Genomic DNA, 24,752 nt, shown 5'->3' on the forward strand with positions numbered 1-24,752 from the left:
CGCAGAAAGAGTCAGAACCGGAAATAACCAACGGGCGGTACATCCCATTCTGATGTACCGCCCGTTTTATTTATGCGCGAACGGTATTGTCGCCAAAACCAATCCACTTATAAGTGGTCAGCGCTTCTAAGCCCATCGGGCCGCGCGCGTGCAGTTTCTGCGTGCTGACAGCCACTTCCGCGCCAAGGCCAAACTGACCACCATCGGTAAAGCGCGTGGAGGCGTTCACATACACCGCCGAAGAATCCACTTCATTGATAAAGCGATCCGCATTGCGCAGCGAACGGGTCAGGATCGCGTCGGAGTGCTGTGTGCCGTGCTGGCGAATATGATCGATAGCCGCATCGAGATCGGCCACGATTTTCACATTCAGATCCAGCGACAGAAACTCGTCGTCGTACTGCTCCGCTTTCACTGCTTCCACTTTTGCCGGGCCGTTTTTCAGCAGCACCAGCGCCTGTTCATCGGCGTGGAGCGTCACGCCGCTTTCCGCCATCTGTTTGCTCAGCGCAGGCAGGAAAGTCGCGGCAATCCCCTGATGCACCAGCAGGGTTTCGACGGTGTTGCAGGTGCTTGGGCGCTGCGTTTTGGCATTGACGATCACCTTCAGCGCCGGTTCGATCTCGGCAGACTCATCCACCACGATATGACAGACGCCAATACCACCGGTGATGACCGGGATCGTTGACTGCTCGCGGCACAGCTTGTGCAGGCCAGCGCCGCCGCGCGGAATCAGCATGTCGATGTATTTATCCATGCGCAGCATTTGATTGACCAGTTCGCGCTCCGGGCTTTCAATCGCCTGTACCGCACCGGCAGGCAGGCCGCACTCTTCCAGCGCCTGTTGAATCACTTTTACCGTGGCCGCATTGGTGCGCCAGGTTTCTTTGCCACCGCGCAGGATTGCCGCATTACCGGTTTTCAGGCACAGCGAAGCCACATCAACGGTCACGTTCGGGCGCGCTTCATAAATCACGCCGATAACGCCCAGCGGGACGCGACGGCGCTCAATGCGCAGGCCGCTGTCCAGCAAACCGCCGTCGATCACCTGGCCGACCGGATCGGCCAGTTTGCAAACCTGACGAACATCGTCGGCGATCCCTTTTAAGCGCGCCGGGTTCAGCGCCAGACGGTCGAGCATCGCTTCGCTCAGGCCGTTACGGCGGGCTTCCAGCAGATCCTGTTCATTCGCCAGCAGGATCTCTTGCGACTGCGCTTCCAGATAATCGGCGATTTTTTCCAGCACGCGATTTTTCTCGCGGCTGGAGAGCAATGCCAGTTTGTATGATGCTGCTTTCGCAGCAATGCCCATTTGTTCCAGCATACTTCTGCTCCTTAACGGGTAATCATGTCGTCGCGGTGAACGGCGACAGGGCCATATTCATAGCCCAGAATGGCATCGATTTGCTGCGAATGATGCCCGGCAATACGGCGCAGCGCATCGCTGTTATAGCGGGTAACGCCATGGGCAATATCGCGCCCCTGCAAATTACAGATGCGGATCACTTCACCACGGGAGAAGTTGCCTGTCACGCTTTTAATGCCTTTCGGCAATAGTGAACTGCCACGTTCAAGGATCGCGGCGGTAGCGCCTTCATCAACGGCGATCTCACCCGCTGGCGGTGCACCGAAGATCCAGCGTTTGCGGTTTTCCAGCGGCGAAGCTTGCGCGTGGAAACGCGTTCCCACGGAGATCCCCTCCATCACATCGCCAATCACGCCCGGTTTGCTGCCTGCGGCGATAATAGTGTCGATCCCGGCGCGGCAGGCGACATCGGCAGCCTGCAATTTGGTGCCCATTCCGCCAGTACCAAGGCCAGAAACGCTGTCGCCCGCAATCGCGCGCAGGGCATCATCGATACCGTAAACATCTGTAATCAGTTCCGCATCCGGGTTGTTACGCGGATCCGCAGTGAACAGCCCCTGCTGATCGGTCAGCAGCAGCAGTTTATCCGCACCGGCCAGAATCGCTGCCAGCGCAGAAAGGTTATCGTTGTCGCCGACTTTGATTTCCGCCGTCGCGACCGCGTCATTCTCGTTAATCACCGGCACGATATTGTTATCAAGCAGCGCACGCAGCGTGTCGCGAGCGTTAAGGAAGCGCTCTCTGTCTTCCATATCCGCGCGGGTCAGCAACATCTGCCCGACGTGAATACCGTAAATAGAAAACAGTTGTTCCCATAACTGAATCAAACGGCTCTGCCCGACCGCCGCCAGCAACTGTTTCGAAGCGATGGTGGCGGGTAATTCCGGGTAGCCCAGGTGTTCGCGCCCGGCGGCAATCGCCCCGGAAGTCACAATTACAATACGATGCCCGGCGGCGTGCTGCTGCGCGCACTGGCGCACCAGTTCCACAATATGGGCGCGGTTCAGGCGGCGGGAACCGCCCGTTAAAACACTGGTGCCGAGTTTTACCACCAGCGTCTGGCTGTCACTCATGATTCTCTGCCGTTTTTAAGAAAAAATAAGAAATATCGATAGTCGTCAGACGTTGTAACAGGAGTCGCGGCGATTGCCAACCGTCAGTGCAATCAGGCCACTTTTTTGTTGCGCGGGATCAGCAAGCGTAACGGTAAATTTTGACGTTTTTATTGCAAACACACTAAAACACAACTTTTTAAAATTATTCTCAATTTGTCATAAATATTTAATTTCAGAGCGATAAAACCCTTCCTGTTTTTCACGGGGCATATGCCCAGCGAATATTAGCGCGTTAGTTAAATCAGGAATCAAAATGAAAAAGAGCACTCTGGCATTAATGGTAATGAGCGTTGTTGCTTCTGCATCCGTTCACGCAGCGGAAGTTTATAACAAGAACGGCAACAAGCTGGATGTGTACGGCAAAGTGAAAGCCATGCACTACTTCAGCGACGATACCAGCAACGACGGTGATAAAACTTATGTTCGTTTCGGTTTCAAAGGCGAAACGCAGATTAACGATCAACTGACCGGTTATGGTCGTTGGGAAGCCGAATTTGCCGGTAACAACGACGAAGCCACCTCTGGTCAGAAAACCCGTCTGGCGTTTGCTGGCCTGAAAATGAAAGACTTTGGTTCTGTCGACTACGGTCGTAACCTGGGCGTGCTGTACGACGTGGCTGCCGTAACCGATATGTTCCCGGAATTCGGTGGCGACGGTCTGGCCCGTACCGATAACTTCATGACCAAACGCACCACGGGCGTTGCAACTTACCGCAACACCGACTTCTTCGGTCTGGTTGACGGTCTGGATATGTCCCTGCAATACCAGGGTAAAAACGAAAACGGCCGCAGCAGCGTCATCAAACAGAACGGTGACGGCTGGGGTACTTCTCTGGCGTACGATTTCGGCGGCAGCCCGGTTACGCTGATCGGCGCTTATGCCAACTCTGACCGTACTAACGCACAGAATACTTCTCTGGCGCTGGGCCGCGGCGAGAAAGCAGAAGCCTGGGCAACTGGCGTGAAATATGACGCGAACAACCTGTACATCGCCACCATGTACGGCGTGTCTTACAACATGACGCCGATCTCTTCCAGCACCGGTTTTGCGAATAAAGCGCAGGACTTTGAAGCGGTGATCCAGTACCAGTTCGACTTCGGTCTGCGTCCGTCCCTGGGCTATGTGCTGACCAAAGGGAAAGACATCGAAAACGGTATCGGCGACGAAGATCTGGTTAACTACATCGACGTTGGCGCAACTTACTACTTCAACAAAAACATCTCTGCGATGGTGGATTACAAAATCAACCAGATCAAAGATGACAACAAACTGGGCATCAGCAGCGACGATATCGTAGCCGTTGCCGTAACCTACCAGTTCTAAGTTTTTGAACCCGCAACACCCTCGTTATATTAATGCCCTCGGCTGAGGGCATTTCTTTAACCTGATTCAGGTTACAAGCTGGCCAGTGCCAGAAACCCGATACGTGAAAGGCGATCGGGCTTTTTTTATTCAGGGGGGAATTTACGCGGTGAGTTTCAACGACTCTTTGAAATTATCGGCAGGTTCCAGCTTCAGCTCTAAGGACGCCAGCATCGTACGCGCCCGTTCGTGGAAATCACGTAGCGTCTGTTCGAGGCGATCGACCACTTCCTGGTCTTTAATTGCCGTCGGCTTCCAGTGCCCTTCTTTATCAAACAGACCAAACTGATAACGATAGGTAAAACGTGTTTCCTGCGCTTCCATTTCCATCCACCATCCCCAAAACTCGCGTTTCTCCGGCGCTGGTTTTACGTTGACGCAAACAGCCAGGCAATCAAAGAAAAAGCGGTTATCTTCGCACTGCTCTTCGCGGATATAAGGCCCAAGCGCAGTAAATTTTTTAACCAGTCTGCTTTTCGGATGTCCACTCGGTAACGTCATTGCGATCTCCTTTTGTGAAGCAACTGTTTTACCAAATCAATAGAATTTATCAATCTATTAACGGAAATGATGGTTGATCCAACCAGTTATTTGCTCCAACGCCTTATCAAAATTGCGATAGACCGGATTGAAGGGGATCTCCAACAGTTTGCCCTCACTCGATGACGTACTGATTAAACGCGACTCCTCTTCCGGGCTGAACGGATCGTTTTGCCAGAAGCCGGAAAGCATCGGCGTTGGACAACGCCGTCCGAGCAGACCCTGAGTTTTCAGGGAGTAGCGGTTCAACTCAACGCGCAGCGCCTCATCGGAAGCATCATGCATCCCCAGACGGCTGGCCAGCACATCAAGATACATTTCCGGCACCCGCCCCTGGCGTAACGGCTCGTTAAGCAGCGAATGCACCACCGGCCCCAGACACGCCACCGCTTTCAGGCGCGGCGCTTCCAGATAAGCCAGGCGTACCGCCACGTTTGCGCCAAAACGGAAGCCAAACGCCGCTACTCGCGTATGATCGACCCACGGAATATTCGGCAGCGCTTTCAAAACATGCTGATGCAGCAGGCTCGAATCCTGGGTTAATTTCCATTTCGACGAAAAGCCGACAGAAGGCATATCCAGCGTCAACATCGCCATCCCCTGCGGAGCGAAGTAACGCTCATAGAGGGTGTAGTAATCGATTTGCAGGCCATCCAGCCCACCACACATTAATACCGTCGGGAAAGGGCCGTCGCCTGGCGGCATATGCAAAAAGCCGGTCACCGGCGAACCGCCCGGAATGCTGAACTGCATCTCTTTGAGCGCCCCAGGCAGACGCTGCGCCGCCTCTTCATAGGCGCGATTCGCCAGCGCCTGCGCCTGCTCGGCCAGAACATCGCCTTTGATGTGCGGATAAGCCGCCAGGCTGTACAGGCTGGAGGCATGCAGCCAGTGGCGACCGCTCTGCGTCGCGTCCTGCTCCTGCATCGCCTTTTGCTGCCAGAGCATCGCCTGTGTGGACCATTCGTAGATCCAGTTACCGCTGCGGTAACCCACCACCGTATCGTACAGTTCCGGATCGGTGTGCTCGGCCTGGCTTATCACAATGCGCGACTGCACTTCGAGGATCTCGCGAGCATCAATACCGCGCCAAATCCACATTAAGCGGTTGAGCATGCGATACCAGTGCGGGACGTTTTTACCATCCAGCGTTGATAGGACCTGCGGCTGCGTGCCAGCGTTGAACCGACGTACCAGTGTTGATGTTTCCGGATGCTTGAAACGGGGTTTGAACAGGGTTTCGCTAAGATTGGCTTGTGACATCGCGCAGCCTCCATGTATCTATCACTGGAGGTTATTGTAACCTGAGGTGCTACAAAATGAACAACGCCCGGTAGAACCGGGCGTTAGCAGAACGTGCGGGGGGATTAGCGGCCGCTGATAGGCGGAACAAAAACCACGCCCATATCCCACGGCTGTTCAATCCAGGTATCCTGCGGGATATCAATAACATAATCGTCAACCAGCGGACGACCTGCCGGTTTGGCGAAGATGGTGACGAAGTGCGCTTTCGGATACATTTCACGAATCGCCACCGCTGTACCGCCGGTATCGACCAGATCGTCAATCACGATAAAGCCTTCACCATCGCCTTCCGCACGTTTCAGCACTTTCAATTCGCGCTGGTTATCGTGGTCGTAGCTGGAAATGCAAACGGTATCAACATGACGAATGCCCAACTCACGCGCCAGTAATGCGCCCGGTACCAGACCGCCGCGGCTTACGGCGATAATGCCTTTCCATTGTTCTGAAGGCATCAGTCGGGCGGCCAGTTTGCGTGCGTGAATCTGCAACATGTCCCAGGTGACGACGTATTTTTCGCTCATGTGAAGTGTCCCAGCCCGTGTTTTACGGCTTAAAAAGTATTCCAGGGGAAAATAGGTTGCGCGAGATTATAGAGATCTGCGGCACTAAAAACCAGTATTACCCGGCATTAGCGGCGCTTTTTCCACGTTTACAGGCTCGCAGTCTGGCAAGAAAGTGTTATTCTCAACGCCATCTCGCAAGGCGCTCTTGCGATGCCTGTTTATTTAACCCAGTGACCTGCAAGGTAAGTTTCGCAGGCTCTTTGTAAGGAGACTCATCGTGTCTGAACTGTCTCAACTATCGCCACAGCCGCTGTGGGATATTTTTGCCAAAATCTGTTCTATTCCGCACCCGTCCTACCATGAAGAACAACTCGCCGAACATATTATGGGCTGGGCGAAGGAAAAAGGTCTCCACGCAGAGCGCGACCAGGTGGGCAACATCCTGATCCGCAAGCCGGCCACCACCGGCATGGAAAATCGCAAACCGGTCGTATTGCAGGCGCACCTGGACATGGTGCCGCAGAAAAATAACGACACCGTTCACGACTTCACCACCGATCCGATTCGCCCTTATATCGATGGTGAATGGGTTAAAGCGCGCGGCACCACGCTCGGCGCGGATAACGGCATCGGTATGGCCTCTGCGCTGGCCGTGCTGGCCGATTCCACCGTGCAACACGGCCCGCTGGAAGTGCTGCTGACCATGACCGAAGAAGCGGGTATGGACGGCGCGTTTGGTTTGCAGGCCAACTGGCTGCAGGCAGACATTCTGATTAACACCGACTCTGAAGAAGAGGGTGAAATCTACATGGGCTGCGCGGGCGGGATCGATTTTATCACCACCCTGCCGCTGACCCGCGAAGCCGTACCGGCCGGTTATGAAACCTTCAAACTGACGCTGAAAGGCCTGAAAGGCGGCCACTCCGGCGCAGAAATTCATGTCGGTCTGGGCAACGCCAACAAACTGCTGGCGCGCTTCCTGGCCGGACACGCAGCGGAACTGGATCTGCGTCTGCTTGATTTTACCGGCGGCACCCTGCGCAATGCGATCCCGCGCGAAGCAATTGCCGTAGTTGCTGTTCCGGCCGCTAACGCCGCGCAGCTCAAAACGCTGGCCAGCACGTACCAGGCAATCCTGAAAAACGAGCTGGAGATGAAAGAGAAGAACCTGGTGGTGCTGCTGGAAAGCGCAAGCAGCGATAAAGCCGCACTGACCACCGCTTCCCGCAACACGTTTGTTCGCCTGCTGAACGCCACGCCAAACGGCGTCATTCGTAACTCCGACGTGGCAAAAGGCGTGGTTGAAACCTCGCTGAACGTCGGCGTGGTTACCCTGCAGGACGACAGCGCGGAAATCATCTGCCTGATCCGTTCGCTGGTCGATAGCGGTAAAGATTACGTGGTGAGCATGCTGGAATCGCTGGGCGCGCTGGCTGGCGCGAAAACGGCGCCGAAAGGCGGCTACCCAGGCTGGCAGCCAGACGCGCATTCGCCGGTAATGGCGCTGGTGCGTGAGACTTATCAGCGTTTGTTCAACAAAACGCCGAACATTCAGGTGATCCACGCAGGTCTGGAGTGCGGTCTGTTCAAAAAACCGTACCCGAACATGGACATGGTCTCCATTGGGCCAACCATCACTGGCCCGCACTCTCCGGATGAGCAAGTGCATATCGAAAGCGTGGGCCACTACTGGACGCTGCTGACCGAGCTGCTGAAAGCGATTCCGGCAAAATAAGCCCGCTGTCCGCGCCACCCGGCGCGGACATTCATTTATAACCCCAGCACCAGTTGCCGCTCCAGTTGCGGATCCAGTAACGTCACATGCAGCCCTACCAGCCGCACACCGCGCCCGCCGCGACGCTCATCCCACGTTTTCCGCGCCGTTATCAGTAGATCCTCTTTATTTAAGCGTGGCCAGACATGTTCCTGGGTGGTGAGCTGAAAATCATTAAACTTCAGCTTTACGCCCTGGCGGGCAATCAGCAAATCCGGCTTCACTTTTGCCAGCCGTCGCTCCAGCTCCGGGTATAAATGCTCAATAATCGCTTCGCACTCTTCCCAGTGGTGAATATCGTCTGCCAGCGTGCGCTCCACGCCGACCGATTTACGTAACCGCTCACTACTGATTTCCCGCTCATCAATCCCCTGGCTGCGCTCCCACAAAATACGGCCAAATTTACCAAAGCGTTTAAGCAACATCGCCAGATCGCTGCGCTGAACATCTTCACAGGTGCGCAGCCCCAGCGTCTCCAGTTTTGCCGCCGACACTTTGCCGACGCCCGGGATCTTGCTTAGCGGCAGCGTGCGGAGAAATTGCGGAACGTCCGCTGGCGTAATCACGTACTGGCCGTTGGGTTTATTGAGATCGGAGGCAATTTTGGCGAGAAACTTCACCGGCGCCACGCCCGCCGAAGCCGTCAGTTGTGTTTCATTAAAAATAGTCTGACGGATCTCCTGCGCCATCAGAGTTGCCGAACCGTGGCAGTGCGGGCTGTCGGTAACATCCAGATAGGCTTCATCCAGCGAAAGCGGTTCAATCAACGTCGTGTAGCGGGAAAAGATCTCGCGGATCTGATTTGACGCTTCTTTATAAGCATCAAAACGGCCGGGCAGAAGAGTAAGGTGAGGACAAAGTTTCAGCGCCATCGCCGTGGGCATTGCGCTGCGCACGCCAAATTTACGCGCCGGATAATTGGCGGTGCTGATAACGCCACGCTTAACGCGGCTGCCGCCAATGGCGATGGGGATGTCGTGCAGGACGGGGTTATCGCGCATCTCGACCGCCGCGAAAAAGCAATCCATATCGACATGTATGATTTTGCGCATGCGTACGCCCTCACAGAACACTGGATAAGTATACAGCATATGCCATTGAAATGAGAAGCCAGTGCGTAAAACCGCCGAAAAGAGGGTAATTTGATGGTTACTTCTGCCGTTTTAGTTTCATAATAACCACCAGCTAAACGGCCAGGTATTTGAAACGCAAAACAGAACACAATTTGCGCGATGGCGAAAATATCGCCAAAAAAAGATGAAGCGTGAAAGATGAACTCTATTCTGGCTTGCGAAAAAATGCCGTAATGCTAATGTGGGCGCACCGAAACAGATTAGTCTGAATTTTGGGCATCTTTTGCCGTCCTGGCAATGTGGTACTCGCTTTATCAAGGAAACAAGTTGTATGCGCAAAATCGCATTGTTTATTGCGATGCTTCTGATCCCGTGCGTCTCGTTCGCTGGCTTAATGGGCAGCAACAGTTCAATTACGCCGGTAAGCAAAGAATATAAGCAGCAGTTAATGGGGTCGCCGGTTTATATCCAAATCTTCAAAGAAGAACGCACCCTTGATCTCTACGTCAAAATGGGCGAGCAATACCAACTGCTCGACAGCTATAAAATCTGCAATTACTCCGGCGGTCTCGGCCCGAAACAGCGCCAGGGTGATTTTAAAAGCCCGGAAGGGTTTTACTCCATTCAGCGTAATCAGTTGAAGCCGGACAGCCGCTTCTACAAAGCGATCAACATTGGTTTTCCGAATACCTATGACCGCGCCCACGGCTATGAAGGCAAGTACCTGATGATCCACGGCGCCTGCGTCTCGATTGGCTGCTACGCCATGACGGATTCGAACATTGATGAGATCTTCCAGTTTGTGACCGCCGCGCTGGTCTTTGGGCAGCCGAACGTGCAACTGAGCATCTATCCGTTCCGCATGACCGACGCCAATATGCAGCGTCACAAATATTCGACCTATGCGGATTTCTGGAAACAGCTGAAGCCGGGTTACGACTATTTTGCCACCACCCACCAGCCGCCGGTTGTCTCGGTTGTGGATGGTCGCTATGTCGTCAGCAAGCCGCTGAACACCGCAGTTCAGCCACAGCTGGCGTCAAACTACGCGCTCCCCCAGGCAAAATAATGCCCACTCGCCTGGCATAATCTTTTGCCAGGTTTCGTTGCCGGTTAACGGCTGGGTGGCAATCACGGTAACCACATCGTTCGGTGTGGTTTCCCGCTGAAAATCAATTTCAACATCCTGATCCAGCAGCTTCGCCACACCAAACGGCGCACGCCGGGTGATCCAGAACAGATTCGTCGAGCAGAACGCCATCACGTAGCGCCCGTCCGATAACAGCATGTTGAAAACGCCCTTCTCGCGCAGTTGCGTTGCCAGCGAGGCAATGTACTTAAACACCGCCGTCATATTGCCCGGCGTACGCGGATAGCGTTCCGTAAGCTTATGCAGCAACCAGCAGAACGCTTTTTCGCTGTCGGTTTCGCCAATCGGACGAAAATTGCCAGTCTCCAGCGATTTATAGCCGCTCAGTTGACCGTTGTGTGCGTAAGTCCAGTTGCGGCCCCACAGCTCACGAGTGAACGGATGGGTATTTTCCAGCGCCACTTCGCCACGGTTAGCCTGGCGAATATGCGCCACTACCGAGCGGGACTTGATCGGATAGTCCTGCACCAGCTTCGCGATCGGGGAGTTAAAACTCGGTTGCGGATCCTTGAACGTGCGACAGCCCTTGCCCTCATAAAAAGTGATGCCCCAGCCGTCTTTATGCGGCCCGGTTCCACCACCGCGCTGGACAAGCCCGGTAAAACTAAAACAGATATCGGTCGGCACATTGGCGCTCATACCGAGCAGTTCGCACATACTCACCCCCAAAAACGCCTTAATTCTGGGAAGGCGTAATTGTTGCAGCCAGTTTGAACACGGACAGCGCGGAAAAACCGGAGCGTACACGAAGTACGGGAGGATTTTGAGCACTGCCCAGGTTCAAAATGGCAAATAAAATAGCCGTCCTTAAGCCTTAACCATCTCTTTTTCAATCAGCTGAATCAGGATATGAATCACTTTGATATGGATCTCCTGAATACGATCAGCATAACCGAAATGCGGTACACGAATTTCAACATCCGCTGTACCCGCCATCTTGCCACCATCTTTACCGGTCAGGGTGATGACTTTCATCCCCTTCTCACGCGCTGCCGCTACCGCTTTGATCACGTTGCCGGAGTTGCCAGAAGTGGAAATACCCAGCAGTACGTCGCCTTCACGGCCCACGGCTTCCACATAGCGGGAGAAGACGTAGTCATAACCGAAGTCGTTGCTTACGCAGGAGAGATGGCTGACGTCGGAGATAGCAATCGCCGGATAGCCAGGACGGTTTTCACGGTAGCGACCGGTTAACTCTTCCGCAAAATGCATGGCATCGCAGTGAGAGCCGCCGTTACCGCAGGACAACACTTTACCACCCGCTTTGAAACTGTCCGCCAACAGCACCGCCGCGCGCTGAATCGCGTGAATATTGGCTTCATCTTTCAAGAAATTCGCCAGCGTTTCCGCCGCTTCATTCAGTTCGTTACGAATCAGATCCTGGTACATGAGGATATCCTTCAGCATAGATGTAAATAACACTGCGCAGTGTACCGGATAGGATCCGGAGCGAGAAGCTAAAGCCACAGCACCTGCGCGTTTTCGTTTTCCGTGCGCAAAATCCCCCAACAATGTGAACCAGGTTGTAATTATTTTGTAAACACATTGCTAAAAGAAATCTCATCCACTACAACCATAACATCACAAGTGGTCAGACCTCCTACAAGACAGGGAGCTTTTTTCTATGATGATTTTGAGCCTTATCGCAACAATCGTTCTCCTCGGTGTGCTGTTTTATCACCGGGTCAATCTGCTTCTGAGCAGCGTGATTTTACTGGCGTGGACTGCCGCGCTGGGCGTTATGGGGCTGTGGTCCATCTGGGTGCTGCTGCCGCTGGCGATCATTCTGGTGCCGTTCAACCTGCCGCCGATGCGCAAGGCACTGATTTCCGCGCCGGTATTTCGCGGTTTCCGCAAAGTGATGCCGCCGATGTCGCGTACCGAGAAAGAAGCGATCGACGCGGGCACGACCTGGTGGGAAGGCGATCTGTTCCGCGGTAACCCGGACTGGAAAAAGCTGCACAACTATCCGCAGCCGCGCCTGACCGCGGAAGAACAAGCCTTTATCGACGGCCCGGTGGAAGAAGCCTGCCGCATGGCGAACGATTTCCAGATCACCCATGAAATGGCCGATCTGCCGCCGGAGCTGTGGGCGTTCTTAAAAGAACACCGCTTCTTCGCGATGATCATCAAGAAAGAGTACGGCGGGCTGGAATTCTCTGCTTATGCGCAGTCCCGCGTGTTGCAAAAACTCTCCGGCGTCTCAGGTATTCTTGCCATCACCGTCGGCGTGCCGAACTCTTTAGGCCCTGGCGAACTGCTGCAACACTACGGCACGGAAGAGCAAAAAAATCATTATCTGCCGCGCCTGGCGCGTGGCCTGGAGATCCCCTGCTTTGCGCTGACCAGCCCGGAAGCGGGTTCCGATGCGGGCGCAATCCCCGATACCGGCGTAGTCTGCATGGGCGAATGGCAGGGCGAGCAGGTACTCGGCATGCGTCTGAGCTGGAACAAACGCTATATCACGCTGGCGCCGATTGCCACCGTACTCGGCCTGGCTTTTAAACTTTCGGATCCGGAAAAACTGCTGGGCGGCGAAGAAGAGCTGGGTATCACCTGTGCACTGATCCCAACATCAACGCCTGGCGTGGAAATTGGCCGTCGTCACTTCCCGCTGAACGTTCCGTTCCAGAACGGGCCAACCCGCGGCGACGATATCTTTGTGCCAATTGATTACATTATTGGCGGGCCAAAAATGGCCGGTCAGGGCTGGCGTATGCTGGTGGAATGTCTGTCGGTTGGTCGCGGTATTACCCTGCCGTCTAACTCTACCGGCGGCCTGAAATCTATCGCGATGGGGATTGGCGCTTACGCCCATATTCGCCGCCAGTTCAAAGTGCCAATCGGCAAAATGGAAGGTATCGAAGAGCCGCTGGCGCGCATCGGCGGTAACGCTTATGTGATGGATGCAGCCGCCTCGCTCATCACCTACGGCATTATGCTCGGCGAAAAACCAGCGGTGCTTTCCGCTATCGTGAAATATCACTGCACCCATCGCGGCCAGCAATCCATTATTGATGCGATGGATATTGCCGGCGGTAAAGGCATTATGCTCGGCGAAGGCAACTTCCTGGCTCGTGCCTACCAGGGCGCGCCGATTGCCATTACCGTCGAAGGCGCGAACATCCTGACCCGCAGCATGATGATCTTCGGCCAGGGCGCGATCCGCTGCCATCCGTATGTGCTGGAAGAGATGGCCGCCGCGCAGAATAATGATGTGGACGCTTTCGATAAACTGCTGTTTAAACACATCGGCCATGTCGGCAGTAATAAAATGCGCAGCCTGTGGCTTGGCCTGACGCGCGGTTTAACCAGCGCCACGCCGACCCGCGACGCCACCAAGCGTTACTACCAGCATCTGAACCGCCTGAGTGCCAACCTTGCGCTGCTGTCTGATGTCTCAATGGCAGTGCTGGGCGGCAGCCTGAAACGCCGCGAGCGTATCTCCGCCCGTCTGGGGGATATTCTCAGCCAGCTGTTCCTCGCCTCTGCAGCGCTGAAACGTTATGACGATGAAGGCCGTCAGGAAGCGGATCTGCCGCTGGTCCACTGGGGCGTTCAGGACGCGCTGTATCAGGCGGAACAGGCGATGAGCGATCTGCTGGAGAACTTCCCGAACCGCTTCGTCGCGGGCGCATTAAGCCTGGTGATTTTCCCGACCGGTCGCCATTACCGCGCGCCGTCGGATAAGCTGGACCACAAAGTGGCGAAGATTCTGCAAACGCCGAGCGCCACCCGCTCCCGCATCGGGCGCGGTCAGTATCTGACGCCGAGCGAGCACAACCCGGTGGGCCTGCTGGAAGAGGCGCTGGTCGATGTGATGGCGGCCGATCCGGTTCACCAACGCATCTGCAAAGCGCTGGGCAAAAACCTGCCGTTTACCCGCCTCAACGATCTCGCCCAGCAGGCGCTGGCAAGCGGGTTGATTACTGCGGAAGAAGCGGCGCTGCTGAGCAAAGCGGAAGTCAGCCGCCTGCGCAGCATCAACGTTGATGACTTTGCGCCAGAGGCACTGGCAACTCAGCCGGTGGTCAAGGCGCCGGAAAAGCTGCGTAAACCGGAAGCGGCCTGATGCGGTAATCGCCTGAAAGCATTCTTCCCTTACCAAAACCCGCAACTGCGGGTTTTTTTCTGTCTTTGCATGCTACAGTGTGCAAATGCTGTCTTACGGGGAGTCAACACTGTGCCTGGTTTGAAAATTACACTGTTACAACAACCGTTAGTCTGGATGGATGGGCCCGCGAATCTGCGCCATTTCGACATCCAGCTGGAGGGCGTTACCGGCCGGGATGTCATCGTCCTGCCCGAAATGTTCACTACCGGCTTTGCGATGGAAGCGGCAAAACAGTCCATGTCGCAGGACGAGGTAGTGGCATGGATGCAAAGTAAAGCCCGCCAGACCAATGCGCTGATTGCGGGCAGCGCCGCGCTGCAAACCGACCGCGGGCCGGTAAACCGTTTTCTGCTGATTGAGCCAGAAGGCAAAGTGCATTTTTACGATAAGCGCCATCTGTTCCGTATGGCCGAAGAGCACCATCACTACGAAGCAGGGAATGAGCGCGTGGTATTTGAGTGGCGCGGCTGGCGCATCCTGCCGCTGGTTTGCTACGACCTGCGTTTCCCGGTGTGGTCGCGCAACCGCAACGATTACGATCTGCTGCTCTATGTTGCTAACTGGCCTGCGCCGCGCTCGCTGCACTGGCAGTCGCTGCTGGTGGCGCGCGCCATTGAAAACCAGGCGTGGGTGGCGGGCTGCAACCGCGTCGGCACTGACGGCAATGGTCATCACTACCGTGGCGACAGCCGGGTGATCAGCCCGCAGGGCGAGATTATCGCCACCGCCGAGCCGCACCTGGCAACCCGCATCGACGCCGAAATGTCGCTCAGCGCATTGCAGGAGTATCGTGCGCAGTTCCCGGCCTGGCAGGATGCCGATCCGTTTACGCTCGATTAACGCAAGGGTTGTAGTTTTGCAGGCCGGGTAAGCGAAGCGCTATCCGGCCTTTTTATTTACCGCGAGGTTCTGCCCGGTGGCGCGATGCTTACCGGGCCTACGGTCTGAAGATCGAAGAGAATCACAGGCCGGATAAGCCAGGCACCATCCGGCATGATGCCCTTTAACTGACTAACGCTTGTCCATCTTTGCGGCTTTCAGTCGCCGCAACGTAGTGCCCTTCCGGCAGGCGATAGATCACCTGCGCGCCACCGAAATGATAGCCTTCCAGCGGATCTTCCACCGTAATCCGGTGTCCCCGCGCGCGCAGCCCGGCAATCAGATTGCGTTCAAACGTAGCTTCCACCACCACGTCCCTGCCCTTCACCACGCGCCAGCGCGGCGCATCGATCGCCGCCTGTGGGTTCTGCCCGTGCAGCATAATACGCAGCGCCATCTGCATATGGCCTTGCGCCTGCATCGGCCCGCCCATTACGCCGAAAGACATCAGCGGTTTGCCGTCTGCTCCCATCGCAAAGCCAGGGATAATGGTATGCAACGGACGCTTGCCGCCCGCCAGCGCATTCGGGTGTTGCGGATCGAGCACAAAACCACAGCCGCGGTTTTGCAGGCTGATACCCGTTTCGGGCACCACGACGCCGGAACCAAAGCCCATATAGTTGGACTGAATAAACGACACCATCATACCGCTGGCATCCGCCGTGGAGAGGTACACCGTGCCGCTTTGCGTCGGCGAACCGTAAACAAAATCGGAGGCCTTATCCGGGTCGATCAACGCCGCGCGGGCTTTTAAATAGTCGTCGCTGAGCAGCAAGTCGGCGGCGAATTCCAGATGATCGGTATCCGCGACGTAACGATCGAGATCGGCCAGCGCCAGCTTCATCGCTTCAATCGACAGATGCAGTGACTGCACCGAATCCGGGTCATAGCGGCCAATATCGCAGTGCTCAAGAATGCCAAGCGCAATCAGCGTCGCAATCCCCTGCCCGTTCGGTGGCAGCTCCTGTACTGAACCACCGGCAAATTCCCTGGAGAGCAGCGTAACCCAGTCGGCTTTATGGTTTGCCAGATCCGCTTCGCTCAGGTGCGCCCCATGCTCTTTCGCGAAAGCGGCGATTTTCTGCGCCAGTTCACCGCGATAAAACGCTTCGCCATTGGTCTGCGCAATCAACTCCAGCGTTTTCGCCTGCGCCGGGTTACGGAAGATTTCGCCGATCTTCGGCGCGCGCCCTTCCGGCGCAAAACAGGCGCTAAAGCCCGGTTGATCTTTTAACCTGTTATAGCCGCGCTGCCAGAGCTCACCAATCAGCGGCGAAACAGGAAAACCGTTACGGGCATACTCGATCGCCGGCTGCGCCAGCGTGGTCAGCGGCAGCGAACCGAAACGTTCGGCCAGCGCCACCCAGCCGGAAACCGCGCCCGGTACGGTAACGGCATTCCAGCCGAGCTCCGGCACCGCATCAAGACCGGCAAACATATCCGCATTCCAGCTTGCCGGTGAGCGACCAGACGCATTCAAACCGTGCAGTTCTTTGCCATCCCAGACAATGGCAAACGCATCGCTACCAATGCCGCAGCCGGTTGGCTCCACTACCGTCAACGCCATCGCCGTGGCAATCGCCGCATCCACCGCGTTACCCCCGAGCGCCAGCATGCGCATTCCGGCCTGCGCCGCCAGCGGCTGGGAGGTGGCTACTGCGTTGTGTCCCATCATCGGTGCGCGGTATGAGGCATAACCTACTTTAAAATCAATCGCTTTCGTCATCGAGACTCCTTAGTCGTGGCGTGGATCGAGCGCATCGCGCAGCCCGTCGCCGAGTAAATTAAATCCCTGTACGGTGAGAAAAATCGCCACACCGGGGAAAACAGACATCCAGGGCGCCTGCTCCAGAAAACCTTTGGCGGTATTCAGCATCGCGCCCCAGGAGGGATACGGCGGCTGCTGGCCGAGGCCGAGAAAAGAGAGGCTGGCTTCGGTGATGATCGCCGAGGCAATCGCCAGCGTCGCCTGAACGAGGATCGGCGACATCACATTGGGCAGCACATAGCGCAGGATTATCCAGCGATCCGGCAGGCCAATCGCCCGCGCCCCGTCGATATACTCTTCGTTGCGAATGGCGATCACCTGGCCGCGCGTCAGACGGGCGAAGATCGGCATCGCCGACAGGCCAATGGCGATCATTGCATTACTCAGGCTTGGGCCAAGAAACGCGCCGAGGGCGATCGCCATGATCAAAAACGGACAGGCCAGCAGCGCTTCGATAAAGCGTGAAATCACCCCATCCCAGATCCCCTGGAAATAACCGGCCAGCAGGCCAAGCGGCACGCCAATCACCACCGCAATCAGCACTGAGATACAACCGGCCAGCAACGAGGTGCGCGCTCCCCAGACCATACGCGACAGAATATCGCGCCCCAGTTCGTCGGTGCCGAACCAGTACAGTTCAGAGGGGGGTTTACGTACCGCCAGAAAGTTCGCTTTTACCGGATCGAACGGTGCGATCCACGGCGCCAGCAAAGCGATCAGCACAAAGATGCCGACAATCACCGCGCCAATCACCGCACTTTTGTTGGCGAGGAATTTCTTCAGTACCCGGTTTTCCGTACGTGGCAGCGACGCCGCCACGCCCGTAGTGGTCAGTTCTGCCATTATTCGCTCCGCATTTTCGGGTTAATCAGCACGTACAGCACATCGGCCAACAGGTTGAGCAACAGGAAGCCAATCGCCACCACCAGCACCACGCCCTGCACCACCGCGTAATCACGGTTAAACACGGAATCGACAATCATTTTGCCAAAGCCGGGAATGGTAAATACCTGCTCGGTCAGCACCGCGCCGCCCAGCAGTTCACCAAACAGCAACGTGGTCAGGGTGATCACCGGCACCAGCGCATTACGAAATGCGTGCTTCATGATCACCGTTTTCGGCAGCAAACCCTTTGCCCTGGCGGTACGGATGTAATCTGCTTTCAGAACAGCAATCATGGATGCGCGGGTGTGGCGCATTAAGGTGGCCGCCAGCCCGGTGCCAAGCACCAGAGAAGGCAACAGCAAGGTGCGCAGGTTCTGCAGCGGATCTTCGCTGAAGGGGACAAAGCCCGACGCGGGCAGCCATTGCAGATTGACGGAGAAAATCAGGATCAACAAAATCCCCAGCCAGAAGTGCGGCACCGAGATGCCGGAGATGGCGACAAAGTTAGTGCCGTGATCGATCCAGCTATTCCGGTTCACTGCCGCCATAATCCCCATGCTGATGCCGAACAGCAGCGCGAAGATCATCGCCAGCAAAGACATCTCCAGCGTAACGGGCAGTTTGGTGGCGATCAGATGCGTCACCGTCTCCTGAGTGCGTAAGGAGACGCCAAGATCCCCCTGCAAGGCGCGGGTAAGCCAGTGGAAATATTGCACCGGGATCGGCGCATCCAGATTCAGCTCCGCGCGTAGCTGGGCGATCACTGCCGGATCGCGCTCTTCCCCGAGCATGGCCGTCAGCGGATCGCCGGGCAGCAGCTTTTGCAACCCGAAGACCATCATACTGACCATCAGCAACGTCGGGATGGCGAGCAGCAGGCGTTTGCATATCAATTCCAGCATGGTATCTCCTTACAACTCCGTTACTTCGCGAACGTCATACCTGCCAAGCGCACAATGCCATCCGGGTAAGGTTTAAAGCCCTCTACTTTTTTATTCAGCCCAAAAATGCGCGGCTCGAAGTAGAGATACGCAATCGGCATATCCGTTTGCAATTGTTTAACAACGTTCTCATACAGCCCTTTACGGGTAGCCGGATCGTTATGCAGACGCGCCTGGGTCAGCCAGTCATCGACCTGCGCATTGCTGTAGCGGCCATCGTTGAGGGTGCCTTTGCTGTGAATAAAGCCGAAGATGCTGCCGTCTGGATCCGGGCGGCCAGACCAGCCGGAGTAGCTGAGCTGGAAGTCGCCGTTTTGCTGGCGATCCAGCAGCGTGGCGAATTCGGTCATTTGCAGATTGACGTTAAAACCGGCTTCGGCGGTCATCGCCTGTAATACCTGCGCCACCTGCTGCGAAGTCGGGTTATTCGGCACCAGCAACGAAACGGTGATCGGTGTCTGCACGCCTGCCGCTTTCAGCAGCGCTTTGGCTTTTTCGACATCGCGCGGCGGCACCGGTAGGTTAATGTGATACGGGCTGACCGGTGAGAACGCCTGGTTCGCCGGTGTGAAGAGGCCTTCGAATACCACCTGGTTTAACGCCTCGCGGTCAATTGCCTGCGAGAATGCTTCGCGCACGCGCGCATCTTTAAACGGATCGTTAGCCGGGACTTTGCCGTTGTTGATGTTAAAGGTGATGCCCTGATACCCCAGCCCGGTTACCTTCGCCAGTTTTAATTTGCCGTCGTTCTCCACCGTTTTCACATCGCTTGGCACAATGCCTTCGCTCAGATCCAGATCGCCCGCGCGCAGGTTCGCCAGACGCACCGAGGCATCCGGGATCGGCAGATAAATCACTTTGTCGAAGTGGTAAGCGCCTTTGTTCCAGTAGTTGTCAAAGCGCGAAAGTACAATGCGATCCTGCGAGACGCGGCTGTCAAACTTGTATGGTCCGGAGCAGACCGGATGCGCGGCGAAGTCAGGTTTTTTCGCTGCTTCTGGCGCCAGCATCGCGCCTGCGCGATCGGTAAGCTGCATCAGCAGCGCCGAATCCGGCGTTTTCAGATGCAGGGTGATTTGCATCGGCCCGGTCACTTCCACGGATTCTACCGAGGAGATCTCGCTTTTGCGCAGCGAGCCAGGCAGTGTCAGGGCGCGATCGAGGCTGAATTTCGCGGCGGCAGCATCAAATTTCTCGCCATCGTGGAACGTCACACCCTCACGCAGGTTCATGGTCAGAGTTTTGCCATCTTCGCTCCACGACCACTCTTTCGCCAGACCCGGCACCACTTTCAGGTTTTCATCGACGTCCACCAGCCGATCGCACAGTGAGGCGAAGACAAAGCGGCCATAGTAGGTGCGCGCCAGGTGCGGATCGAGCATGTCCGGATCCGCGCCTAAACCAATACGCAGCACACTTTCAGCCTGGGCCGGCAGCGCCGCGCCCAGCAACATAACACTTCCCAGAACGGTCAAAAGAGAATTACGCACAATCATTATTTTTTTCCTTTAAAGGGATGAGTGAGAGGCCGCGTGTTCGAACAGAGCACGGCGTCGCAGGAACGCGGCGGAGGGTGGAGCAATCTGGATGATCGTGCGGTCACGGTTGAGCTCCTGCCAGCGATGGCAGGAGACCTGGCGGCCGCCTTCAAGTACCTGAGCGATCGGTTCGCGTTGCCGACACTCATCGGTGACGTGCGGGCAACGGGTGTGAAAACGACAGCCCTGCGGCGGGCTGGCCGGATTGGGTAAATCCCCCTGCAACAGCGGCATTTCACGCTTGAGGCCGGGCTGGGTTTGCGGCGCAGAGGCGATCAGCGCCTGCGTGTACGGGTGCAGCGGCGCATCGAAGATCTCATCGACGGTCGCCATTTCGACGATCTGCCCGAGGTACATCACCGCCACGCGATCGCTCATATGGCGGATCACCGCCAGCCCGTGTGCGACGATGATCATCGTCAGCCCAAGTTGCTGCTTCAGGTTTTCCAGCAGGTTCACCACCTGCGCCTGCACCGAGACATCCAGCGCGGACACCGGTTCATCGCCCAGCAACAGCTTCGGCCCGGAAGCCAGCGAGCGGGCAATGCCAATACGCTGGCGCTGGCCACCGGAGAATTCATGCGGGAAACGCCGCGCCCAGGCCGCAGGCAAACCAACGGTCGCGAGCAGTTCGGCGACGCGCGCCTGGCGATCCGCTTTGCCCATTTTCAGATGCAGCCACAGCGGTTCACCGACGATCTGCTCCACGGTCATGCGCGGGTTCAGCGAGGCGAAGGGATCCTGAAAGATAATTTGCAGTTCGCGGCGCAACTGGTTTAACCGCGCACCGCTGGCGTGAGTGATCTCTTCGCCCTGGTAGTAAACGCGCCCTTCGGACGCCGTCAACAGACGTAACAGCAGGCGGCCCAGCGTCGATTTACCGGAACCGGACTCGCCCACAATCGCCAGCGTTTCACCGGGGTAAACGGCGAGCGAAATGCGATCGACTGCCGTGACAAAGCGTTTTGGCGCGAACAGGCGCGTCGCGCCGACAAAGCGTTTGCTGAGATCGTGGGCCTCAAGGATCGGTGTGCTCATGCGGTTTCTCCCAGCGCAATATGTTGTTCAAGGGGCACGCGGAAACAGGCCGCCTGATGACCGCGGCCCAGCGGCTGTAGCGGCGGTTTTTCCGCGTGGCAGCGGCTCTGCGCAAACGGGCAGCGCGTGGCGAAACGGCAACCTTTTGGCATCGCTTCCGGTAACGGTACGGCGCCGGGAATGGTGGAAAGCTGGCCTTTGCGTGCGCCCAGCGAGGGAATCGAGCCCATCAGGCCGATGGTGTACGGATGCTGCGGATCGGCAAAAATCGCCTCCACGCTGCCCTGCTCGACCACTTGCCCGGCGTACATTACGGCGACTTGCTGGGCGACTTCCGCCACCACGCCAAGATCGTGGGTGATCATCAATACTGCCGTGCCGGTGTCGGCTTTCAGAGTGTTGAGCAGAGCCAGGATCTGCGCCTGAATAGTGACATCCAGCGCGGTTGTCGGTTCGTCGGCAATCAGCAGACGCGGGTTGTTAATCAGCGCCATGGCAATCATCACGCGCTGGCGCATACCGCCGGAAAGCTGGTGCGGGTACGCTTTCAGGCGCATCTCCGCCGCCGGGATTTGTACCTTTTCGAGGATCTGCAGCGCGATATCCCGCGCGGCCTGGCGGGAGACATGCTGGTGGCGCATCACCGTTTCACTCAGTTGATCGCCAAGGGTGAACGAGGGGTTCAGCGAGGTCATCGGCTCCTGAAAAATCATTGCCAGTTCATTACCGCGCAGATCCGCATATTCCCTCGGCGAAAGCAGGCGCAGATTGTGGCTGCGAAACTGCATTTCGCCGCTGAGGATCTGCGCGCTGTTGGGCAACAGCCCCATCAACGCCAGCGAGGTAATGCTTTTACCGCAGCCAGATTCCCCCACCAGCGCCAGTGTTTCCCCGCTTTTTATGGTCAGCGAAATACCGTCCAGTACGCTAACCGGGCTACCGGCGAACTGGACCTTCAGGTTGTGCAGACGCAGGACGGGCGCGGGATCGTGAAAAGGAATGGTGGTCATGGCGTATCGTCCTCGAGATGAATGGCCTGGATCAGGGCATGTTGCAGGTCGAGCAGATGTTCACGCATCGCCAGGAAGGCCTCCTGCGGCTGACGCTGCCGGATGGCGTGCATAATGCGGTGGTGGTGATCGTTATAGCGATCGACCTTCGCCGGAGTACGCGCCAGCTCCCGCAGATGATGCCAGGCGGGTTCGCGACGCACGGCGTCAATGGCATCAAAAAGACCGAGCATCAAACGGTTTCCCGCCGCTTCAGCGATGGCCCGGTGAAAAGCGCTGTCCCATAGCTCATTAAGATCCGGATCGTCCGGATTGACGTTATCGATGCGTTCCAGCATGCGCTGCATCAGCGCCAGGTTTTCCGGGTTGGCGCGAAGTGCCGCCAGCCGCGCAAGTCCCGGCTCAACCTGCAAGCGCGCTTCCATCACTTCCAGCATATTGGTTTGTTGCACCAGTCCCTGGAGTGCCAGCGGCGCGACCGGCGCAGCGGGGCCAATAAACGTGCCTTTACCCTGCTTACGCCAGATCCGCCCCTCTTCCTCCAGTACGTCCAGCGCGCGGCGTACTTCTCGCCGCCCAACGCCTAAGCGTTCCGCCAGTTCACGTTCCGTGGGCAGTGGAGTCCCTGGTGTTGACTCATGTTGGTGAATAAGCCCACGAAGTTGTTCAAGCGCCGTACTGGAATTTGCCAGATAGCGTGACGGTTTTTCCATATTGGTTCATCCGTATTTCGCGTTATCTTTTTCTTTAATTACATGAAGTTAATTATTTAATCCGCGATGTGTCGCCCTTATAACTAAGCAATTACCGAACCAATTAGGTATTGGTTCGGTCATATTTTTGAAATTTTTGTTAATACTTTGATTTATTAATGTTTATTTTTTACGGGCGAAACGGAGGTCTGGAAGGGCTGTGGTTCACTGAGCAGATAATGCACAATTTTAGTGCAAGGAATGCACTAAAACGGGAGGAATTGCCCGGTGGCGTTGGCGCTTACCGGCTTACATTGTTGGCTGTGGCGCTGGCCAGATAAGGCGGAGCCGCCATCCGGCAATCGTGCCTCCGGGCGTTTTGAGATTATTGTGGAATTATTCCGTTCACCATGCGTGCGGGAGTTTCTGTAAACCTTTATGCGGTGAACGGGATAAGGGGCGCTTACCGCGCTCCCCTTATCAATCCCCGCGGCCCCGCAGGAAATCGGTGCTACGCACTACGCTCACCTCCCGGTCATCTGCCTGCGGTCGGCTCAACTCGCCCTCCATGGCTCGGTTCGCCTCTGGACGCCATCCAGGGCGTCCAGACCTTGTCATCTGCCCTCCGGCTCGCCGATTTCGGCGGGGACTCAACCCCATCGCTTCAGCTTTTTTATTCATCGTAAGAAAGGTGTCGCTACAGGGAAATACCCGGAGGCTATGGCGCTTACCGGGTTTACATTGTTGGCTGTGGTGTAAGCCGGATAAGGCGGAGCTGCCATCCGGCAGGTTTGCTAAAGTTGTCCGGCGCGGCGGGCGGCGGTACGCGCCAGCGCGGCCCAGTCGAGATGCCCTTCATCATGGGCCAGGCTTTCCACATGCGCTGCGCGCAGCGTACCGGCAATCGCCATTGGCACATTCACTCGCTCGGCGGCATCCTGCGCCAGACGCACATCTTTCAACCCCAGTGCCAGCTTAAACCCGGCTGGCTCGAAGGTATCGCTGGCAATCGCCTGGCCGTAACCTTTATAGACCGGCGCGGCAAACAGCGTGGAGGTGATTAAATCAATGAAATCGGTTTTACTGACCTCATGCCCCTGCACCAGCGCAACCGCCTCCCCCATCGTGCCAATGGCGCTGGCGATCATAAAGTTGACCGCCAGCTTCGCGGCATTCGCCTGCTCCGGCCGCTCACCAAGATACCAGGTCTTCTGACCGAGCACATCCAGCAGCGGCTGCACCTTTGCCAGCAGCGCGCTGTCGCCAGCCGCCAGAATATTTAACTGCCCCGCTTCGGCAACATTTACCCGCCCCAGTACCGGCGCGGCAAGATAACCGATATTACGCGCCTGGTGCAGTTGCGCCAGTTCTACCGCCAGATCGACAGAGATAGTCGCCATATTCAGGTGGATAGCCCCGGGTTTCAGCGTTGCCAGCACATTGCCCTCCAGTACGACGCTGCGCGTGGCGTTGTCGTCCGCCAGAATGGAAATAACCACATCAGCATCCCTCACCGCTTCTGCGGCCGTTTCCGCTGCGGTGGCGCCCAGCGATGCCAGTTTCTCGCGCGGCCCGGCAGAGCGGTTCCAGCCCTGAACCTGATAACCGGCTTTGATTAGATTCGCGGCCATTGGCAACCCCATGGTGCCAAGCCCCAGAAACGCAATCTTCATCACAATGCTCCTGTTGTTAGGTGAC

General features: G+C 56.6%; 21 protein-coding genes. 5 read left to right on the forward strand and 16 right to left on the reverse strand.

Annotated features, from left to right (window positions below):
• Nucleotides 1–70: 70 nt before the first annotated feature.
• Nucleotides 71–1,324 carry a glutamate-5-semialdehyde dehydrogenase gene (gene proA, locus Y71_RS21835; RefSeq protein WP_007373322.1) on the reverse strand — a complete coding sequence of 418 codons (1,254 nt, stop codon included), beginning with the start codon at nt 1,322–1,324 and terminating at the stop codon, nt 71–73.
• A gap of 11 nt (nt 1,325–1,335) precedes the next feature.
• Nucleotides 1,336–2,439, reverse strand: coding sequence for a glutamate 5-kinase (gene proB, locus Y71_RS21840; RefSeq protein WP_007373321.1), 1,104 nt, complete (start codon nt 2,437–2,439; stop codon nt 1,336–1,338).
• Nucleotides 2,440–2,734: 295 nt separating this feature from the next.
• Between proB and phoE the strand changes: the two genes are divergently transcribed.
• Nucleotides 2,735–3,805 (forward strand): phosphoporin PhoE, encoded by a 1,071-nt coding sequence (gene phoE, locus Y71_RS21845; protein ID WP_007373319.1) that lies wholly within the window; start codon nt 2,735–2,737, stop codon nt 3,803–3,805.
• A 141-nt stretch (nt 3,806–3,946) separates the two neighbouring features.
• Here the strand turns inward: phoE and crl are convergent, their stop codons facing one another.
• From crl to gpt, 3 genes are all read right to left on the reverse strand, one after another.
• On the reverse strand, nt 3,947–4,345 hold the full coding sequence (crl, locus tag Y71_RS21850; protein ID WP_007373318.1) for a sigma factor-binding protein Crl: 399 nt from the start codon (nt 4,343–4,345) through the stop codon (nt 3,947–3,949).
• Nucleotides 4,346–4,402: 57 nt separating this feature from the next.
• Entirely contained in the window at nt 4,403–5,647 is a 1,245-nt protein-coding gene (gene frsA, locus Y71_RS21855) for an esterase FrsA (protein WP_035889463.1), read from the reverse strand.
• Between the two features lie 104 nt (nt 5,648–5,751).
• Nucleotides 5,752–6,210, reverse strand: a complete 459-nt coding sequence (gene gpt / locus Y71_RS21860) for a xanthine phosphoribosyltransferase (protein WP_003863205.1) — start codon at nt 6,208–6,210, stop codon at nt 5,752–5,754.
• A 259-nt stretch (nt 6,211–6,469) separates the two neighbouring features.
• On the opposite strand from gpt, the gene pepD reads away from it, so the two are divergent.
• On the forward strand, nt 6,470–7,927 hold the full coding sequence (gene pepD / locus Y71_RS21865) for a cytosol nonspecific dipeptidase (RefSeq protein ID WP_007373316.1): 1,458 nt from the start codon (nt 6,470–6,472) through the stop codon (nt 7,925–7,927).
• 35 nt (nt 7,928–7,962) lie between these two features.
• On the opposite strand, the gene dinB is transcribed toward pepD, so the two are convergent.
• Nucleotides 7,963–9,018, reverse strand: coding sequence for a DNA polymerase IV (gene dinB / locus Y71_RS21870; RefSeq protein ID WP_007373315.1), 1,056 nt, complete (start codon nt 9,016–9,018; stop codon nt 7,963–7,965).
• A 352-nt stretch (nt 9,019–9,370) separates the two neighbouring features.
• Between dinB and dpaA the strand changes: the two genes are divergently transcribed.
• Nucleotides 9,371–10,108, forward strand: coding sequence for a peptidoglycan meso-diaminopimelic acid protein amidase (gene dpaA / locus Y71_RS21875; RefSeq protein ID WP_007373314.1), 738 nt, complete (start codon nt 9,371–9,373; stop codon nt 10,106–10,108).
• Here dpaA and Y71_RS21880 read toward each other — a convergent pair.
• Entirely contained in the window at nt 10,079–10,846 is a 768-nt protein-coding gene (locus Y71_RS21880; protein WP_007373313.1) for a class II glutamine amidotransferase, read from the reverse strand. The genes dpaA and Y71_RS21880 overlap by 30 nt on opposite strands.
• 150 nt (nt 10,847–10,996) lie before the next feature.
• Nucleotides 10,997–11,578 (reverse strand): D-sedoheptulose 7-phosphate isomerase, encoded by a 582-nt coding sequence (lpcA, locus tag Y71_RS21885; RefSeq protein ID WP_007373312.1) that lies wholly within the window; start codon nt 11,576–11,578, stop codon nt 10,997–10,999.
• A 235-nt stretch (nt 11,579–11,813) separates the two neighbouring features.
• Between lpcA and fadE the strand changes: the two genes are divergently transcribed.
• Together fadE and Y71_RS21895 are read left to right on the forward strand one after the other, a co-directional pair.
• The gene (gene fadE / locus Y71_RS21890; RefSeq protein WP_081120852.1) at nt 11,814–14,261 is read left to right on the forward strand and encodes an acyl-CoA dehydrogenase FadE; all 2,448 of its coding nucleotides are present in this window, start codon (nt 11,814–11,816) and stop codon (nt 14,259–14,261) included.
• A 111-nt stretch (nt 14,262–14,372) separates the two neighbouring features.
• Entirely contained in the window at nt 14,373–15,143 is a 771-nt protein-coding gene (locus Y71_RS21895; RefSeq protein ID WP_007373310.1) for an amidohydrolase, read from the forward strand.
• 163 nt (nt 15,144–15,306) lie between these two features.
• Here Y71_RS21895 and Y71_RS21900 read toward each other — a convergent pair whose 3' ends face one another.
• The 8 genes from Y71_RS21900 to Y71_RS21935 all read right to left on the reverse strand — a co-directional run bounded on the left by Y71_RS21900 (nt 15,307) and on the right by Y71_RS21935 (nt 24,727).
• On the reverse strand, nt 15,307–16,908 hold the full coding sequence (locus Y71_RS21900; protein WP_007373309.1) for a gamma-glutamyltransferase family protein: 1,602 nt from the start codon (nt 16,906–16,908) through the stop codon (nt 15,307–15,309).
• Nucleotides 16,909–16,917: 9 nt separating this feature from the next.
• On the reverse strand, nt 16,918–17,793 hold the full coding sequence (locus tag Y71_RS21905) for an ABC transporter permease (RefSeq protein WP_007373308.1): 876 nt from the start codon (nt 17,791–17,793) through the stop codon (nt 16,918–16,920).
• Nucleotides 17,793–18,737, reverse strand: coding sequence for an ABC transporter permease (locus Y71_RS21910; RefSeq protein WP_007373307.1), 945 nt, complete (start codon nt 18,735–18,737; stop codon nt 17,793–17,795). Before Y71_RS21910 ends, Y71_RS21905 begins: the two co-directional genes overlap by 1 nt.
• Before the next feature lie 20 nt (nt 18,738–18,757).
• Nucleotides 18,758–20,272 (reverse strand): ABC transporter substrate-binding protein, encoded by a 1,515-nt coding sequence (locus Y71_RS21915; RefSeq protein WP_007373306.1) that lies wholly within the window; start codon nt 20,270–20,272, stop codon nt 18,758–18,760.
• A 12-nt stretch (nt 20,273–20,284) separates the two neighbouring features.
• The gene (locus Y71_RS21920; RefSeq protein WP_007373305.1) at nt 20,285–21,352 is read right to left on the reverse strand and encodes an ABC transporter ATP-binding protein; all 1,068 of its coding nucleotides are present in this window, start codon (nt 21,350–21,352) and stop codon (nt 20,285–20,287) included.
• Nucleotides 21,349–22,362 (reverse strand): ABC transporter ATP-binding protein, encoded by a 1,014-nt coding sequence (locus tag Y71_RS21925; RefSeq protein WP_007373304.1) that lies wholly within the window; start codon nt 22,360–22,362, stop codon nt 21,349–21,351. The genes Y71_RS21920 and Y71_RS21925 overlap by 4 nt, the downstream gene beginning before the upstream one ends.
• A complete protein-coding gene (locus Y71_RS21930) occupies nt 22,359–23,075 on the reverse strand; it encodes a FadR/GntR family transcriptional regulator (protein ID WP_007373303.1) in 717 nt (238 codons plus the stop codon). Before Y71_RS21930 ends, Y71_RS21925 begins: the two co-directional genes overlap by 4 nt.
• A gap of 773 nt (nt 23,076–23,848) precedes the next feature.
• Nucleotides 23,849–24,727 carry an NAD(P)-dependent oxidoreductase gene (locus Y71_RS21935; protein ID WP_007373301.1) on the reverse strand — a complete coding sequence of 293 codons (879 nt, stop codon included), beginning with the start codon at nt 24,725–24,727 and terminating at the stop codon, nt 23,849–23,851.
• Nucleotides 24,728–24,752: the final 25 nt, after the last annotated feature.

This window comes from Kosakonia radicincitans DSM 16656, from assembly GCF_000280495.2.
Lineage (GTDB): Bacteria > Pseudomonadota > Gammaproteobacteria > Enterobacterales > Enterobacteriaceae > Kosakonia > Kosakonia radicincitans.

Bases quoted from the DNA above. Each gene is read 5' to 3' on its own strand.
- proA (WP_007373322.1), bottom strand. From the start codon at position 1,324: ATGCTGGAACAAATGGGCATTGCTGCGAAAGCAGCATCATACAAACTG.
- proB (WP_007373321.1), bottom strand. From the start codon at position 2,439: ATGAGTGACAGCCAGACGCTGGTGGTAAAACTCGGCACCAGTGTTTTA.
- phoE (WP_007373319.1), top strand. From the start codon at position 2,735: ATGAAAAAGAGCACTCTGGCATTAATGGTAATGAGCGTTGTTGCTTCT.
- crl (WP_007373318.1), bottom strand. From the start codon at position 4,345: ATGACGTTACCGAGTGGACATCCGAAAAGCAGACTGGTTAAAAAATTT.
- frsA (WP_035889463.1), bottom strand. From the start codon at position 5,647: ATGTCACAAGCCAATCTTAGCGAAACCCTGTTCAAACCCCGTTTCAAG.
- gpt (WP_003863205.1), bottom strand. From the start codon at position 6,210: ATGAGCGAAAAATACGTCGTCACCTGGGACATGTTGCAGATTCACGCA.
- dinB (WP_007373315.1), bottom strand. From the start codon at position 9,018: ATGCGCAAAATCATACATGTCGATATGGATTGCTTTTTCGCGGCGGTC.
- dpaA (WP_007373314.1), top strand. From the start codon at position 9,371: ATGCGCAAAATCGCATTGTTTATTGCGATGCTTCTGATCCCGTGCGTC.
- Y71_RS21880 (WP_007373313.1), bottom strand. From the start codon at position 10,846: ATGTGCGAACTGCTCGGTATGAGCGCCAATGTGCCGACCGATATCTGT.
- lpcA (WP_007373312.1), bottom strand. From the start codon at position 11,578: ATGTACCAGGATCTGATTCGTAACGAACTGAATGAAGCGGCGGAAACG.
- fadE (WP_081120852.1), top strand. From the start codon at position 11,814: ATGATGATTTTGAGCCTTATCGCAACAATCGTTCTCCTCGGTGTGCTG.
- Y71_RS21900 (WP_007373309.1), bottom strand. From the start codon at position 16,908: ATGACGAAAGCGATTGATTTTAAAGTAGGTTATGCCTCATACCGCGCA.
- Y71_RS21905 (WP_007373308.1), bottom strand. From the start codon at position 17,793: ATGGCAGAACTGACCACTACGGGCGTGGCGGCGTCGCTGCCACGTACG.
- Y71_RS21910 (WP_007373307.1), bottom strand. From the start codon at position 18,737: ATGCTGGAATTGATATGCAAACGCCTGCTGCTCGCCATCCCGACGTTG.
- Y71_RS21915 (WP_007373306.1), bottom strand. From the start codon at position 20,272: ATGATTGTGCGTAATTCTCTTTTGACCGTTCTGGGAAGTGTTATGTTG.
- Y71_RS21920 (WP_007373305.1), bottom strand. From the start codon at position 21,352: ATGAGCACACCGATCCTTGAGGCCCACGATCTCAGCAAACGCTTTGTC.
- Y71_RS21925 (WP_007373304.1), bottom strand. From the start codon at position 22,362: ATGACCACCATTCCTTTTCACGATCCCGCGCCCGTCCTGCGTCTGCAC.
- Y71_RS21930 (WP_007373303.1), bottom strand. From the start codon at position 23,075: ATGGAAAAACCGTCACGCTATCTGGCAAATTCCAGTACGGCGCTTGAA.
- Y71_RS21935 (WP_007373301.1), bottom strand. From the start codon at position 24,727: ATGAAGATTGCGTTTCTGGGGCTTGGCACCATGGGGTTGCCAATGGCC.